Source organism: Streptomyces sp. NBC_01235, assembly GCF_035989285.1.
Classification (GTDB): Bacteria; Actinomycetota; Actinomycetes; order Streptomycetales; family Streptomycetaceae; genus Streptomyces.
Genome location: NZ_CP108513.1, coordinates 4,009,853 through 4,023,994, shown reverse-complemented (window position 1 = coordinate 4,023,994; position 14,142 = coordinate 4,009,853). Strand labels below are relative to the sequence as shown.

Genomic DNA, 14,142 nt, shown 5'->3' with positions numbered 1-14,142 from the left:
AGGGGACTGGGGGACGAGATTCTGGAGGTGTGCGCGGATGCTGAGTGAACGCAGGCTCCAGGTGCTGCGCGCCATCGTCCAGGACTACGTCGGCACCGAGGAACCCGTGGGGTCGAAGGCGCTCACCGAGCGGCACAACCTCGGCGTGTCCCCGGCGACGGTCCGCAACGACATGGCCGCCCTGGAGGACGAGGGGTACATCGCCCAGCCGCACACCAGTGCCGGGCGCATCCCCACGGACAAGGGCTACCGGCTGTTCGTCGACAAGCTGGCCGGCGTCAAGCCGATGACCGGTCCCGAGCGGCGGGCCATCCAGAACTTCCTCGACGGCGCCGTCGATCTCGACGACGTGGTGGCGCGGACCGTGCGGCTGCTGGCGCAGCTCACGCGGCAGGTCGCCGTCGTGCAGTACCCGTCCCTGACCCGTTCGACCGTGCGGCACGTGGAGCTTCTCTCGCTCGCGCCCGCGCGCCTGATGCTCGTGCTGATCACGGACACCGGGCGGGTCGAGCAGCGGATGGTGGACTGCCCGGCGCCCTTCGGGGAGACCTCGCTGGCGGATCTACGCGCGCGGCTCAACAGCAAGGTCGCGGGCCGCCGCTTCACGGACGTGCCGCGTCTCGTGGAGGATCTGCCGGACGCCTTCGAGGCCGACGACCGCGGCACGGTCACGACGGTGCTCTCCACCCTGCTGGAGACGCTCGTCGAAGAGAACGAGGAGCGGCTGATGATCGGCGGTACCGCCAATCTCACCCGCTTCGGACATGACTTTCCCCTCACCATCCGGCCCGTCCTGGAGGCCCTCGAGGAGCAGGTCGTGCTCCTCAAACTCCTTGGCGAGGCGGGTGATTCGGGCATGACCGTACGCATCGGTCACGAGAACGCCTATGAGGGACTCAACTCCACTTCGGTGGTGTCGGTCGGCTACGGTTCGGGCGGCGAGGCAGTCGCCAAACTCGGCGTGGTCGGACCGACCCGCATGGATTACCCGGGAACGATGGGAGCGGTACGAGCGGTGGCACGGTACGTCGGACAGATCCTGGCGGAGTCGTAAGTGGCCACGGACTACTACGCCGTCCTCGGCGTGCGCCGCGACGCGTCGCAGGAAGAGATCAAGAAGGCCTTCCGGCGGCTCGCACGCGAGCTGCACCCGGACGTCAACCCGGATCCGAAGACCCAGGAGCGGTTCAAGGAGATCAACGCCGCCTACGAGGTGTTGTCGGACCCGCAGAAGAAGCAGGTCTACGACCTCGGCGGCGACCCGCTGTCCCAGGCGGGCGGCGGTGGCGCCGGCGGCTTCGGGGCCGGTGGCTTCGGGAACTTCTCCGACATCATGGACGCGTTCTTCGGTACGGCGTCCCAGCGGGGGCCGAGGTCGCGGACGCGGCGCGGTCAGGACGCGATGATCCGGCTGGACATCGACCTCGAAGAGGCCGCATTCGGCACGACCAAGGACATCCAGGTCGACACGGCGATCGTCTGCGCCACCTGCAGCGGTGAGGGCGCGGCGCCGGGGACGACCGCTCAGACGTGTGACATGTGCCGCGGTCGCGGTGAGGTGTCGCAGGTGACGCGGTCCTTCCTGGGCCAGGTCATGACGTCCCGCCCCTGCCCGCAGTGCCAGGGCTTCGGCACCGTCGTGCCGACCCCGTGCCCGGAGTGCGCGGGCGACGGCCGGGTGCGTTCGCGTCGCACGCTGACCGTGAAGATCCCGGCCGGTGTCGACAACGGCACCCGGATCCAGCTCGCGGGCGAGGGCGAGGTCGGGCCCGGTGGCGGTCCCGCCGGTGACCTGTACGTCGAGATCCACGAGCTGCCGCACGCGCAGTTCCAGCGGCGCGGCGACGACCTGCACTGCACGGTGACCCTCCCGATGACGGCGGCGTCGCTCGGCACGAAGGTGCCGCTGGAGACGCTGGACGGGCTGGAGGAGGTCGACATCCGGCCCGGCACCCAGTCCGGCCAGTCGATCCCGCTGCACGGCCGGGGCGTCACACATCTGCGGGGCGGCGGGCGCGGCGATCTGATCGTCCACGTCGAGGTGCAGACACCGACCAAGCTGGATCCCGAGCAGGAGCGGCTGCTGCGCGAGCTGGCAAAGCTGCGGGGCGAGGAGCGGCCCACTGGGCAGTTCCAGCCTGGTCAGCAGGGCCTTTTCTCGCGGCTGAAGGACGCGTTCAACGGGCGCTGAGGTGCCCCCGCGCACACGCTGAACTGCCCCGGAAGGGCACCCTCCACGGGTGCCCTTCCGGCATGTCCGCCGGCGGCCCATGCCAACGGGCGGCCGGATTCGGACTTGTTCGGAGGACGTGACAACATGCCGTCATGTCCTCCGCACTGACCGATCTTTTCCCGCACCCGATCGTGCAGGCCCCCATGGCGGGCGGCGTCTCCGTCCCGAAGCTCGCCGCCGCCGTGGCCGAGGCCGGCGGGCTCGGATTCCTGGCCGCCGGGTACAAGACGGCCGACGGCGTGTACCAGGAGATCAAGCAGCTGCGGAGTCTGACGACCCGCCCGTTCGGCGTGAACCTCTTCATGCCGCAGCCCGAGTATGCGGAGACGGGCGCCGTCGAGGTCTACGCCCATCAGCTGGCCGGCGAGGCCGCCTGGTACGAGACGGAGCTCGGCGACCCGGACAGCGGTCGCGACGACGGCTACGACGCCAAGCTCGCCGTGCTGCTGGACAACCCGGTGCCGGTGGTGTCGTTCCACTTCGGCGTGCCCGGCCCCGACACCCTGGAGTCCCTGCGGCGCGCGGGAACCTTCACCCTGGTCACGGCGACCACCGTCGAGGAGGCCCTCGCGGTGGAGCGGGCCGGCGCGGACGCGGTGATCGTGCAGGGCGTGGAGGCCGGCGGCCACCAGGGCACCCACCGGGACATCCCGGAGAACGACGGCTCCGGCATCGGACTGCTCTCCCTGATCGCCCAGGTCCGCGAGTCGGTGAACCTGCCGATCGTCGCCGCCGGCGGAATCATGCGCGGCAGTCAGATCGCCGCGGTCCTCGCGGCCGGCGCGAGCGCGGCCCAGATGGGCACCGCGTTCCTCGCCACCTCCGAGTCCGGCGCGCACGCCGTGCACAAGCAGGCGCTGACCAACCCCCTCTTCGTGCGCACCGAGCTGACCCGCGCCTTCTCCGGCCGCCCGGCCCGCAGCCTGGTCAACCGCTTCCTGCGCGAGCACGGCCCGTACGCGCCCGCCGCCTACCCGGAGGTCAGCCACCTCACCTCGCCGCTGCGCAAGGCGGCAGCCAAGGCGGGCGACGCGCAGGGCATGGCCCTGTGGGCGGGACAGGGCCACCGGCTGGCCCGGGAGCTGCCCGCCGGGCAACTGGTGGAGGTCCTGGTGTCCGAACTCGCCGAGGCGCGGACAGCGTTGTCGGAGTCCGGGGACGGCGGCGCCTCATGACCGCGCCCGTCTTCGTCGTCGACGAGCTGCCGGCCGGTCGCTCCGAGTTCGTGCTGGACGGTCCCGAGGGCCGGCACGCCGTTTCGGTGAAGCGGCTGCGGGCCGGCGAGGACGTCGTCCTCACCGACGGCGCCGGACGCTGGGCGCAGGGCGAGGTCGTCGCCGCCGAGGGCAAGGACCGGCTGGTGGTGAGCCTGGGAGAGGTGATCGAGGAGCCGGCCGAGTCGCCGCGGATCACCGTCGTCCAGGCCCTTCCCAAGGGCGACCGGGGCGAGCTGGCCGTCGAGACGATGACCGAGACCGGCGTCGACGTGATCGTGCCGTGGGCGGCCTCGCGCTGCATCACGCAGTGGAAGGGCGAGCGAGGAGTGAAGGCGCTCGCCAAGTGGCGGGCCACCGCCCGCGAGGCCGGCAAGCAGTCCCGCCGGGTCCGCTTCCCCGAGGTCGCCGAGGCGTCGACGAGCAAGCAGGTGGCGGAACTTCTGGCCCGGGCCGACTTCGCCGCCGTCCTGCACGAGGACCGGGAGTACGGCAGCGGGCCGCTCGCGACGGCCGAACTCCCTTCCTCAGGTGAGATCGTGCTGGTCGTCGGCCCTGAAGGCGGTGTCTCGCCCGAGGAACTGGCCCTGTTCGAGGAGGCGGGTGCGAAGGCGTACCGCCTCGGTCGTACCGTGCTGCGTACGTCGACCGCCGGCACGGCCGCGACCGCGCTGCTGCTCGGTCGCACCGGCCGCTGGTCCTGAACACCGGGGGACACCGTGGAACTCGCCCAAGTACGGCTGCTCGTCACCGACTTCGCCGCCTGCTACCGCTTCTACGCCGAGGTCCTCGGCCTCAAGCCGCAGTCGGGCGCGACGGACGGGCCGTACGAGAAGTTCAGCCCCGCCACCGGCTCGGCCGGCATCGCGCTTCAGGACCGGGCGATGATGGCCGCGGTCCTCGGCGAACTGGGCGACACGGCGGCAGGTCACCGCTCGCTGGTGGTGCTGCGCGTCGACGACCTGGACGCCTGCTGCGCGCGGATCACCGCCCGCGGCGCGACCCTGATCCAGGGCCCCGCCCCGATGACCGACCGCATGCGCGTCGCCCACCTCAAGGACCCTGAGGGCAACCTGGTGGAACTTCAGGAGTGGCTGCTGCTGCGCGGCTGAGCGCGACGGCGGTGAACAGCTCCCAGCCGTCCAACTCGCCGTCCAACGGCAGTAGTTCCCGCTTGACGGCCTCGTCGACGAAGGCGCGCACCACACCGGGTCTGTTGAGGTTGAGGTGATGGTGGCGGTCGCCCACCCCGCCGCTGTGCCCGTATGCGACGCTGCCCACGTAACGTCCCTCACCGGCCCGGAAGACGATGTGGGTCCGTGCGCCGTCCCGGTGCAGGGTGAGGACCTCCTGGCACGGCTGCCCGTCCCCGTGCCGGTGGCGGACCGTCCACACATAGGTGGTCGACTCGTCCACGACGAGGGTTCTACGGCGGCGTCTGTCGCTCATGTCTCCACGGTAGGACCCGCGCGGAATGTGACCGCATACGGGCTACCGCACCGCTTGCCCGAGTGGCACGCTGCCGTCCATGGGGGCATTGAGGCGTATTTGGCTTCTCCCGCCGGCGGCCGTGGCGGCGCTCGGCGTCGTGGCGTGCGAGCCGGGCGGGCTGAGCACCATGTCCGTGGCGTACACCACCGACCAGGCCGCGACGGCGGAGATCGAGCGCCGGGACGTGGACGTGCGCTGGCTGACCTGCACGGCTCAGTACGAGGACAAGGCGAAGGCGGAGTCGGTCGCCTCCGTCGACTGCCAGGGGGAGACCGGTGACGGGAAGGACATCACGGTCACCGGCAAGATCACGCGGGCCGTCGACGGTGCCTGCGTGCGCGGGGATCTGACCGCTGTCGTGGGCAAGAAGCAACTGTTCCGGGTGAGCGGGCTCGGCGACTGCAAGTCGGCGACGCCGTCGCCGGTCAAGCCGTCCGGCTCCACGCAGCCCGGCGGCCGGCCGACCGTCACCGTGACGGTCACCGTCACCGAGACCGTGGACGGGGGCGGCGCAGGCGGCGGAGGGAAGTGATCGAAACCCCTGACCTGCGGTCCCGTAGCTGAATAGAGTGATCTGGTGACACAGTCCGCGACGCCTGCCGCATACCTCAGATTCCCGCACCTGCACGGCGAGTTGGTGGCCTTCACCGCCGAGGACGACGTCTGGCTGGCGCCCCTCGACGGGGGCCGCGCCTGGCGGGTCAGCGCCGACAACATGCCGGTCTCCCTGCCACGCATCTCGCCCGACGGCACCACGGTCGCCTGGACCTCCACCCGCGACGGCGCCCCCGAGGTGCACATCGCCCCCGTCGACGGGGGACCGTCCACCCGGCTGACGTACTGGGGCAGTTGGCAGACCCGGGTGCGCGGCTGGACCCCGGACGGGCAGGTTCTCGCCGTCGGCACCTACGACCAGGCGACCCTGCGCCGCAGTTGGGCCCGCGCGATCCCGGTCGACGGCGGACCGGCGACGACCCTGCCGTACGGGCCCGTCGGCGCCGTCGCGTACGGGCCGCACACCGTGCTGCTGTCCGCGCCGATGGGCCGCGAGGCCTCCCACTGGAAGCGCTACCGGGGCGGCACGGCGGGGAAGCTGTGGATCGACCGGGAGGGCCAGGGGGAGTTCGTCCGGCTGCACGAGGAGCTGGACGGGAACATCGAGTACCCGGTGTGGGCGGGGACGGGGGTCCCCCCGCTCGAGCGAAGCCGAGAGGGGGGGAGGCTCGCGTTCCTGTCCGACCACGAGGGCACGGGGGCCTTGTACTCCTCCCTCGCCGACGGCTCGGACCTGCGGCGGCACAGTCCGCTCGACGGGTTCTACGCCCGGCACGCCGCCGGCGACGGTACGCGGATCGTGTACATGTCGGCGGGTGAGCTGTGGCTGCTGGACGACCTGGAGGGCGCCGAACCGCGCCGGCTCGACGTCCGCCTCGGCGGCCAGCGCACCGATCGCCGCCCGTACCAGGTGACCGCCGCCCGCTGGCTGGGTGGTGCCGCGCCCGACCACACCGCGCGCGGAAGCGCCGTGGAGGTGCGTGGGGCCGTCCACTGGGTCACCCACCGTTCCGGACCCGCTCGCGCGCTCGCCGCCGAACCCGGCGTACGGGCCCGGCTGCCGCGCACCTTCCGCACGGAGGGCGAGGAGTGGGTGGTGTGGGTGACGGACGCGGAGGGCGAGGACGCCCTTGAGTTCGCCCCGGCCACCGGGACGGCCCCCGGCGCCACTCCGCGCCGGCTCGCCGCCGGACGGCTCGGGCGGGTCCTGGAGCTCGCCATGGCGCCCGACGGCAGCCGGGCCGCCGTCGCCGCGCACGACGGACGGCTGCTGCTCGTCGAGCGGGAGACCGGCGAGGTCCGCGAGGTCGACAGCAGCCCCGACGGCGAGGTGTCCGACCTGGTCTTCTCGCCGGACTCGGCATGGCTGGCCTGGTCGCACCCGGGTCCGCGCCCGCTCGCGCAGATCAAGCTCGCCAACGTCACCGACCTGTCGGTCACCGAGGCGACCCCGCTGCGCTTCCGGGACTACGCGCCCGCCTTCACCCTCGACGGCAAGCATCTCGCGTTCCTCTCCACGCGCGCCTTCGACCCGGTCTACGACCAGCACGTCTTCGACCTGTCCTTCGTGGCCGGTGCCCGCCCGCACCTCATCACCCTCGCGGCGACGACCCCGTCCCCCTTCGGCCCCCAGCGCCACGGCCGCCCCTTCGAGGCCCCCGACAAGGACGAGACGCCCGACAGCGAGGGCACCCCGACCACCCGTATCGACCTCGAAGGTCTCGCCGACCGGATAATCCCCTTCCCGGTCGAGGCCGGCCGCTACTCCGGCCTGGCCGCGGCGAAGGACGGCGTGCTCTGGCTGCGCCACCCGGTGCGCGGTGTCCTCGGCGCCTCCCGGGCCACCCCCGACGACCCCGACCCCGACACCGAGCTGGAGCGCTACGACCTCGCCCAGCAGCGCATCGAGCACCTCGCCGCCGACGCCGACGGCTTCGAGGTCAGCGGCGACGGCAAGCGGCTGCTGCTGTGGACCGACGGCAAGCTCAAGGTCGTCCCCAGCGACCGGCGCGCCTCCGGCGACGAGGACAGCGACAGCAACATCACCGTCGACCTCGGCCGGATCCGCCGCACCGTCGACCCGGCCGCCGAGTGGCGGCAGATGTACGACGAGACCGGCCGGATCATGCGGGACAACTTCTGGCGGGCGGACCTGGGCGGCGTCGACTGGGACGGCGTCCTGGACCGCTACCGGCCCGTGCTGGAGCGCGTCGCCACCCACGACGACCTCGTCGACCTGCTGTGGGAGGTGCACGGCGAGCTCGGCACCTCGCACGCCTACGTCATGCCGCGCGGCGGCCAGGGCGGGGGCGCCCGCCAGGGCCTGCTGGGCGCGGACATCTCCCGTCACGAGGACGGCAGTTGGCGCATCGACCGCGTCCTGCCCTCGGAGACCTCGGACCCCGACGCCCGCTCCCCGCTCGCCGCACCCGGTGTCGCGGTGCGGTCCGGTGACGCGATCGTCGCCGTCGGCGGCCATCCCGTGGACCCGGTGACCGGGCCCGGGCCGCTGCTCGTCGGTACGGCGGGCAAGGTCGTCGAGCTGACGATCTCGCCGTCCGGCGGGGGCGAGCCGAGGCACGCGGTCGTGGTCCCCGTCGCGGACGAGGAGGCGCTGCGCTACCACGCGTGGGTCGCGGACCGCCGGGCGTATGTGCATGAGGCCTCCGGCGGCCGGCTCGGCTATCTGCACGTGCCCGACATGCAGGCGCCCGGCTGGGCCCAGATCCACCGTGACCTGCGGGTCGAGGTCGCGCGGGAGGGGCTGATCGTGGACGTCCGGGAGAACCGGGGCGGGCACACCTCCCAGCTGGTCGTCGAGAAGCTCGCCCGGCGGATCGTCGGCTGGGACGTGCCGCGCGGCATGCGGCCGTCCAGCTATCCGGAGGACGCGCCCCGGGGGCCCGTCGTCGCCGTCGCCAACGAGTTCTCCGGGTCCGACGGGGACATCGTCAACGCGGCGATCAAGGCGCTCGGGATCGGGCCGGTGGTGGGCACGCGGACGTGGGGCGGCACCGTCGGCATCGACAGCCGTTACCGCCTCGTCGACGGGACCCTCGTCACCCAGCCCAAGTACGCGATCTGGCTGGAGGGTTACGAGTGGGGCGTGGAGAACCACGGCGTCGACCCGGACGTCGAGGTCGTCTCCCGCCCCCAGGACTACGGCGCGGGCCGGGACGTCCAACTGGACGAAGCGGTGAGGCTGGCGTTGACGGCCCTGGAGGAGACCCCGGCCAAGGCGGCGCCCCAGCTGCCCTGACCGCCCCAGGGGGCTCCGCCCCCTGGACCCCCGCCTGTGCCCACCCTCCCCCACGCTCGGCTGCGCTCGTGCGGGGGAGGGCAGGGGCGGCGGGGGCGGCGGGGGCGAGAAACCCTGCGCCCACCGTCCGGCGCCGATCGATACGATGCCCCGCAAGAGATCACCGGCCAAAAGGAGACCCGCATGGCAGGGGAAACGCAGGGCGATTGCCTGTTCTGCAAGATCGTCGAGGGGCACATCCCGGCGACGATCGTGCGCGAGACGGAGACGACCATCGCCTTCCGGGACATCAACCCCCAGGCGCCCACCCACGTCCTGGTCATCCCCCGGGTGCACTACGCGAACGCCGCCGAACTCGCCGCCGCGGAACCCACGATCGCCGCGGACCTCCTGCGCGAGGCGCAGACCGTCGCCGACGAGGACAAGCTGGAGAGCTACCGCGTCGTCTTCAACACCGGCGCCGGCGCCGGCCAGACCGTGTTCCACGCCCACGCGCACGTCCTCGGCGGCCGTGGCCTGCACTGGCCCCCCGGATAGGCCGCCGTGTCCGTACGCGAACTGGTGGTCCTCGGCACCGCCAGCCAGGTCCCGACCCGGCACCGCAACCACAACGGCTACCTCCTGCGCTGGGACGGCGAGGGCATCCTCTTCGACCCGGGCGAGGGCACCCAGCGCCAGATGCTGCGCGCGGGCGTCGCCGCGCACGACCTCAACCGGATCTGCGTCACCCACTTCCACGGCGACCACTCCCTCGGCCTCGCCGGCGTCATCCAGCGCATCAACCTGGACAAGGTCCCGCACCCGGTCACCGCGCACTTCCCGCGCTCCGGCCAGCGCTTCTTCGACCGGCTCCGCCACTCCACCGCCTACCGCGAGACCGTCGGCATCACCGAGGTCCCGGTCGACGCGGACGGCCCGCTCGCCACCACCCCCTCCTACACCCTCGAAGCCGCCAAGCTCTCCCATCCCGTCGAGTCCTACGGCTACCGGATCGTCGAACCCGACGGCCGCCGCATGCTGCCCGACCGCCTCGCCGCGCACGGCATCAAGGGACCGGACGTCGGCCGGATCCAGCGGGAGGGTTCCGTGGGCGACGTCCGCCTCGACGACGTCAGTGAACTCCGCCGCGGACAGCGGTTCGCGTTCGTCATGGACACCCGGCTGTGCGACGGGGTGCACACGCTCGCCGACGGCGCCGACCTGCTCGTCATCGAGTCGACCTTCCTCGACGAGGACGAGCGACTCGCCGTCGACCACGGGCATCTGACGGCCGGTCAGGCCGCCCGCGCCGCCCAGGACGCCGGCGTACGGCATCTCGTCCTCACCCACTTCAGCCAGCGCTACTCCGAACCGGAGGAGTTCGAGCGGCAGGCGCGGGCCGCCGGGTTCGAGGGCGAGCTGACCGTGGCGCACGACCTCCTGCGGGTGCCGGTTCCGAAACGGCGGTGAAGCGGCCGTACGATGCTTTGATGCCCCTCCCCAAAGCTGAACTGCACCTGCACATCGAAGGCACCCTGGAGCCGGAGCTGGCGTTCGAGCTGGCCGCCCGCAACGGGGTCGCGCTGCCGTACGCCGACACGGACGAGCTCCGCAAGGCGTACCGGTTCGAGGACCTGCAGTCCTTCCTGAACCTGTACTACGAGCTCATGGCGGTCCTGCGCACCGAGCGGGACTTCGAGGACCTCGCGAACGCCTACCTCGCCCGGGCCGCCGCACAGGGTGTGCGCCACGCGGAGATCTTCTTCGACCCGCAGGCGCACCTCGCGCGCGGTGTCGGCATGGGCACGGTCGTGGAGGGGCTGTGGCGCGCGCTGGGCAGCAGCGAGGCCCGCCACGGGATCTCCACCCGGCTGATCCTCTGCTTCCTGCGCGACGAGTCCGCCGAGTCGGCCCTGGAGACGCTGGACGCCGCGAAGCCCCATCTCGACCGGATCACCGGCATCGGGCTGGACTCCGCCGAGGTCGGGCATCCGCCGGTGAAGTTCCGCGAGGTGTACGAGGCCGCCGCCGCGCTGGGGCTGCGGCGCGTCGCCCACGCCGGCGAGGAGGGGCCGCCGGAGTACATCACCGAGGCCCTCGACATCCTCGGCGTCGAGCGCGTCGACCACGGGCTGCGCTGCATGGAGGACCCGGCCCTCGTCGAGCGGCTGGTGCGGGAGCGGATCCCGCTCACCCTGTGTCCGCTGTCCAACGTACGGTTGCGCACCGTCGACACCCTCGCCGATCACCCGCTGCCCGCGATGCTCGACGCGGGCCTGGTCTGCACGGTCAACTCCGACGACCCCGCCTACTTCGGCGGCTACGCGGGCGACAACTTCGACGCCGTACGCGCCGCCCTCGGCCTGGGCGAGGAGCGGCTGCGCGAGCTGGCCCGCAACTCCTTCGCCGCCTCCTTCCTGGAGGACGACGAGGAGCGGCGGGCACGGTATCTCGCGGAGGTCGACGCGTACTGCTTCTAGTGGTCCGTCTTCCAGCCCGGCTTCTAGTCGATGCCGATGCGGAAGATCTTGTCCGATCCGTCGGCCGCTCCTCCGTTGTTGTCGCAGTTGGTCGTCGACAGCCAGAGCTGGTCGGCTCCCGGCACCTTGACGACGGTCCGCAGCCGGCCGTAGGTGCCCACGTAGTACGCGGTCGCCGTGCCGACGTTCTCCGTGTCGCCGTTGATCGGGATCCGCCACAGCCGCTCGCCGCGCAGCGATGCCATGTAGATGACGTTGCGGACGATGGCGATCCCGCTCGGCGAGGCCTCGGAGACGTTCCAGGTCTTCTTCGGATTGGTCATGCCGGAGACGTCACAGGTGCCCTCGCAGGTCGGCCACCCGTAGTTGGCGCCCGGCTTGATCAGATTCAGCTCGTCCTTGGAGCTGTTGCCGAACTCGGCCTCCCAAAGCCTGCCGTTGCGGTCGAAGGCGAGGCCCTGCGGGTTGCGGTGGCCGTAGCTGTAGACGTAGCTGCCGAACGGGTTGCCGGGGGCGGCCTTGCCGTCCGTGGTCATTCGCAGGATCTTGCCGTTCAACGAGGTCTTGTCCTGGGCCAGTTCGGGGGTCTGGGCCTCGCCGGTGGCGACGTACAGATAGCCGTCGGGGCCGAAGGCGAGGCGTCCGCCGTTGTGGTAGCGGTTCTTCTTGATGCCCTGGAGAAGGACCGTGTAGCCGGTCAGGGAGCTGCCGTCGTAGGTCATGCGGGCCACCCGGTTGCCCTCGGCGGCCGTGTGCATGAAGTACACGTAGTGGTTGGTCGCCCACTTCGGGTCGACGGCCACGCCCAGCAGCCCGCCCTCGCCGTCCGTCGTGACGGCGTTCGGCAGGGTTCCGACCCGGGTCTTCGTGCCGTCCTTGGCGACCTTCCAGACCCGGAAGTCGTCCCGCTCCGTGACCAGCGCCGTCTGCCCGTCGGGCATCCAGTACATGCCCCAGGGGATCGTCCAGCCGCTGGAGACGGTCCCGACGGACGACGGGACCCCGCCGTCGGTGGCACAGGCCTTCGTCGTGAAGGTGACCGTGTTGCTCTGCGGCGACACGTTTCCGGCGGCGTCACGCGCCACCACGTTCAGGGTGTACGGGCTGTTGCAGGCGAGCCCGGTGAGGGTGGTCGACGTACCGGTGACGCTCTTGTAGACCGTCGTCTCGCTGCGCACGTCGTAGCCGACGACCGCCTTGTCGTCGGTCGAGGCGCCCCAGCTCAGGTCGGCGCCGGTGGCCGTGACGTTCGACGAGGTGAGCGTGCCTGGTCTGCCGGGCGGGGTGGTGTCGGAGCTGGGCCGGGTCGTGCAGTCGACGACCGGGCTCGCCTGGGAGGTGTTGCCGGCGGCGTCGCGCGCGATGACGGTGAGGTTGTAGGCGGTGTTCGGGCTCAGGCCGGTGAGCGCCTTGGAGGTCGCGTCGCCCGCCGCCTCACCGAGCTTGTTGCCGTGCTCGTAGAGGTCGTACGCGGCCACGCCGACGTCGTCCGTGGAGGCGCCCCAGGAGAGGGTGAGGCCGTCCTCGCCGATGGCCGAGCAGCTCGGCGGGCCGGGTCGAGACGGGGCCTGGGTGTCCGCCGCCGCGCCGACGGTGACCCGGTCGAGGTTCGGGCCGCCGTTCGCCGTGGTGGCGGTCGCACGGATCTTGTGGGAACCCGCGCCGAGCTGGACGTTCACGCTCTTCGTCGCCCAGGTGTTCCAGTCGGTGGTGGCCGGGAAGGAGACGCCGGAGGCGACGATCGTGCCGTCCACGGAGAGGTCCATGGGCCGGTCGACGGCCGTCCCGTTGGCATAGCGGAGTGTCAGCGAGGAGGTGCCGGCGGAGGCGGCGCTCACGGTGAACTCGACGTACGAGCCTTTGACGTTGGTGTAGTCGACGAATCCGGTGCCCGTGTAGCCGGTGTGGTCGGTCGCGACGGCGCCCTGCGAGATGGTGGCGTCCTCGGCCTGGTAGTCGGTCGCCGCCCGTGCCTCGCCCCCACTGTTGTTGTCGGAGGCGCCGGCGGGAGTGGCGCCGCCGAGCAGCGGCGGCGCGGCGGCGATCACCAGCGCCACCACCGTCAGGACGAGCGATCTGATGCGGTTCATGACTGTCCCTCGTTCATCGGGCCGGCCGGTCAGACGAGTTGGTAGCCGCGCAGGCCGGTGAGCAGCAGATAGCAGTCCTGAAGGGACCCGGAGGTGTCGCCCAGGGAGCGGTAGATGCCCCACTTCGGGCGGACCCGGTCGGCGAGGAAGGTGTCGACACCGGTTTTCGACGCGTCGACGACGGTGGTCGAGCCGCTCTTGAGGATCCAGCGCACCGAGCCGGCCGAACCGTTGCCGACCTTGATCTGGAAGTCGACGTCGGTCCATTTGTCGTGCAGGGGGTCGAGATCGGTGCGGCCCACGAGGGTGTCGCTGTCGAACAGTTTCAGCTCGATGGTCTGCTTCCCGTTCACCCGCCGCAGCGACTGCACGACGATGGGCGAGCTGCCGGTGCCCGGCTGCTTCATCTGCATGATGTGGGTGAAGCTGGTGGTCGCCTTCAGGGAGCTGGGGATGTACATCGAGTACGTGATCCGCCAGGTCTGGCCCGAGGTCCACTTGAGGTAGTTGCTGCCGCTGCCGTTGCGCAGACCGGTGACCTCCTGGCGCTGGCGGTCGGTGGAGGTGTCCCGGTCGGCCATGTGCATGTTGAAGCGCCAGTTGTCGCCGGTGGCGAAGATGTGCGGCTGACCGGACGTGTGGGAGTCGGCGCGGTCGTCCTCGACGGTCTCGAAGGCGCCGAGGCCGTCGCCGCTCGCCGACGGCGCCCACTTCTGCTGCCAGGAGGCGGCGTGAGCGGTGCCGGGCAGGCCGCCGACCGTGGCCGCCGCGGCGCCGCCGAGCGCCGCGCCGAGCAGGGTCCTTCGTGTTGTGCTCATGACAGGATCACCTCGTTCTGGGT

13 protein-coding genes are annotated in these 14,142 nt (G+C 71.6%); 10 read left to right on the top strand and 3 right to left on the bottom strand.

The features are described from left to right. Positions 1-37 precede the first annotated feature (37 nt). From hrcA to OG289_RS17690, 5 genes are all read left to right on the top strand, one after another. Positions 38-1,054 (top strand): heat-inducible transcriptional repressor HrcA, encoded by a 1,017-nt coding sequence (hrcA, locus tag OG289_RS17710; protein ID WP_327314995.1) that lies wholly within the window; start codon positions 38-40, stop codon positions 1,052-1,054. Continuing rightward, positions 1,055-2,191 carry a molecular chaperone DnaJ gene (gene dnaJ, locus OG289_RS17705; RefSeq protein WP_327314994.1) on the top strand — a complete coding sequence of 379 codons (1,137 nt, stop codon included), beginning with the start codon at positions 1,055-1,057 and terminating at the stop codon, positions 2,189-2,191. Between the two features lie 134 nt (positions 2,192-2,325). After that, positions 2,326-3,408 carry a nitronate monooxygenase gene (locus tag OG289_RS17700; RefSeq protein WP_327314993.1) on the top strand — a complete coding sequence of 361 codons (1,083 nt, stop codon included), beginning with the start codon at positions 2,326-2,328 and terminating at the stop codon, positions 3,406-3,408. Then, positions 3,405-4,151: a 16S rRNA (uracil(1498)-N(3))-methyltransferase gene (locus OG289_RS17695; protein WP_327314992.1), complete on the top strand. Its 747-nt coding sequence runs from the start codon at positions 3,405-3,407 to the stop codon at positions 4,149-4,151. The genes OG289_RS17700 and OG289_RS17695 overlap by 4 nt, the downstream gene beginning before the upstream one ends. Positions 4,152-4,166: 15 nt before the next feature. Further along, positions 4,167-4,559 (top strand): VOC family protein, encoded by a 393-nt coding sequence (locus OG289_RS17690; RefSeq protein WP_327314991.1) that lies wholly within the window; start codon positions 4,167-4,169, stop codon positions 4,557-4,559. Here OG289_RS17690 and OG289_RS17685 read toward each other — a convergent pair. Next, the gene (locus OG289_RS17685; protein WP_327314990.1) at positions 4,501-4,896 is read right to left on the bottom strand and encodes a hypothetical protein; all 396 of its coding nucleotides are present in this window, start codon (positions 4,894-4,896) and stop codon (positions 4,501-4,503) included. The genes OG289_RS17690 and OG289_RS17685 overlap by 59 nt on opposite strands. Before the next feature lie 79 nt (positions 4,897-4,975). Here OG289_RS17685 and OG289_RS17680 point away from each other — a divergent pair, with 79 nt between their 5' ends. The 5 genes from OG289_RS17680 to OG289_RS17660 all read left to right on the top strand — a co-directional run bounded on the left by OG289_RS17680 (position 4,976) and on the right by OG289_RS17660 (position 11,211). Beyond that, entirely contained in the window at positions 4,976-5,470 is a 495-nt protein-coding gene (locus OG289_RS17680; protein ID WP_327314989.1) for a hypothetical protein, read from the top strand. Between the two features lie 45 nt (positions 5,471-5,515). Beyond that, positions 5,516-8,752, top strand: a complete 3,237-nt coding sequence (locus tag OG289_RS17675; RefSeq protein WP_327314988.1) for a S41 family peptidase — start codon at positions 5,516-5,518, stop codon at positions 8,750-8,752. Positions 8,753-8,935: 183 nt separating this feature from the next. Further along, entirely contained in the window at positions 8,936-9,289 is a 354-nt protein-coding gene (locus tag OG289_RS17670; protein ID WP_327314987.1) for a histidine triad nucleotide-binding protein, read from the top strand. A 6-nt stretch (positions 9,290-9,295) separates the two neighbouring features. After that, a complete protein-coding gene (locus tag OG289_RS17665; protein ID WP_327314986.1) occupies positions 9,296-10,201 on the top strand; it encodes a ribonuclease Z in 906 nt (301 codons plus the stop codon). A gap of 20 nt (positions 10,202-10,221) precedes the next feature. After that, positions 10,222-11,211: an adenosine deaminase gene (locus OG289_RS17660; protein ID WP_327314985.1), complete on the top strand. Its 990-nt coding sequence runs from the start codon at positions 10,222-10,224 to the stop codon at positions 11,209-11,211. A 23-nt stretch (positions 11,212-11,234) separates the two neighbouring features. Here the strand turns inward: OG289_RS17660 and OG289_RS17655 are convergent, their stop codons facing one another. Next, complete coding sequence (locus OG289_RS17655; protein WP_327314984.1) at positions 11,235-13,301, bottom strand: PQQ-dependent sugar dehydrogenase; 2,067 nt, start codon at positions 13,299-13,301, stop codon at positions 11,235-11,237. Between the two features lie 29 nt (positions 13,302-13,330). After that, positions 13,331-14,119, bottom strand: coding sequence for a heparin lyase I family protein (locus tag OG289_RS17650; RefSeq protein ID WP_327314983.1), 789 nt, complete (start codon positions 14,117-14,119; stop codon positions 13,331-13,333). Positions 14,120-14,142 lie beyond the last annotated feature (23 nt).

What these genes read in the sequence shown, in the direction of transcription:
- hrcA (WP_327314995.1), top strand. Translation starts at nt 38, where the DNA reads ATGCTGAGTGAACGCAGGCTCCAGGTGCTGCGCGCCATCGTCCAGGAC.
- OG289_RS17695 (WP_327314992.1), top strand. Translation starts at nt 3,405, where the DNA reads ATGACCGCGCCCGTCTTCGTCGTCGACGAGCTGCCGGCCGGTCGCTCC.
- OG289_RS17680 (WP_327314989.1), top strand. Translation starts at nt 4,976, where the DNA reads ATGGGGGCATTGAGGCGTATTTGGCTTCTCCCGCCGGCGGCCGTGGCG.
- OG289_RS17670 (WP_327314987.1), top strand. Translation starts at nt 8,936, where the DNA reads ATGGCAGGGGAAACGCAGGGCGATTGCCTGTTCTGCAAGATCGTCGAG.
- OG289_RS17660 (WP_327314985.1), top strand. Translation starts at nt 10,222, where the DNA reads ATGCCCCTCCCCAAAGCTGAACTGCACCTGCACATCGAAGGCACCCTG.
- OG289_RS17650 (WP_327314983.1), bottom strand. Translation starts at nt 14,119, where the DNA reads ATGAGCACAACACGAAGGACCCTGCTCGGCGCGGCGCTCGGCGGCGCC.
- OG289_RS17655 (WP_327314984.1), bottom strand. Translation starts at nt 13,301, where the DNA reads ATGAACCGCATCAGATCGCTCGTCCTGACGGTGGTGGCGCTGGTGATC.
- OG289_RS17685 (WP_327314990.1), bottom strand. Translation starts at nt 4,896, where the DNA reads ATGAGCGACAGACGCCGCCGTAGAACCCTCGTCGTGGACGAGTCGACC.
- OG289_RS17700 (WP_327314993.1), top strand. Translation starts at nt 2,326, where the DNA reads ATGTCCTCCGCACTGACCGATCTTTTCCCGCACCCGATCGTGCAGGCC.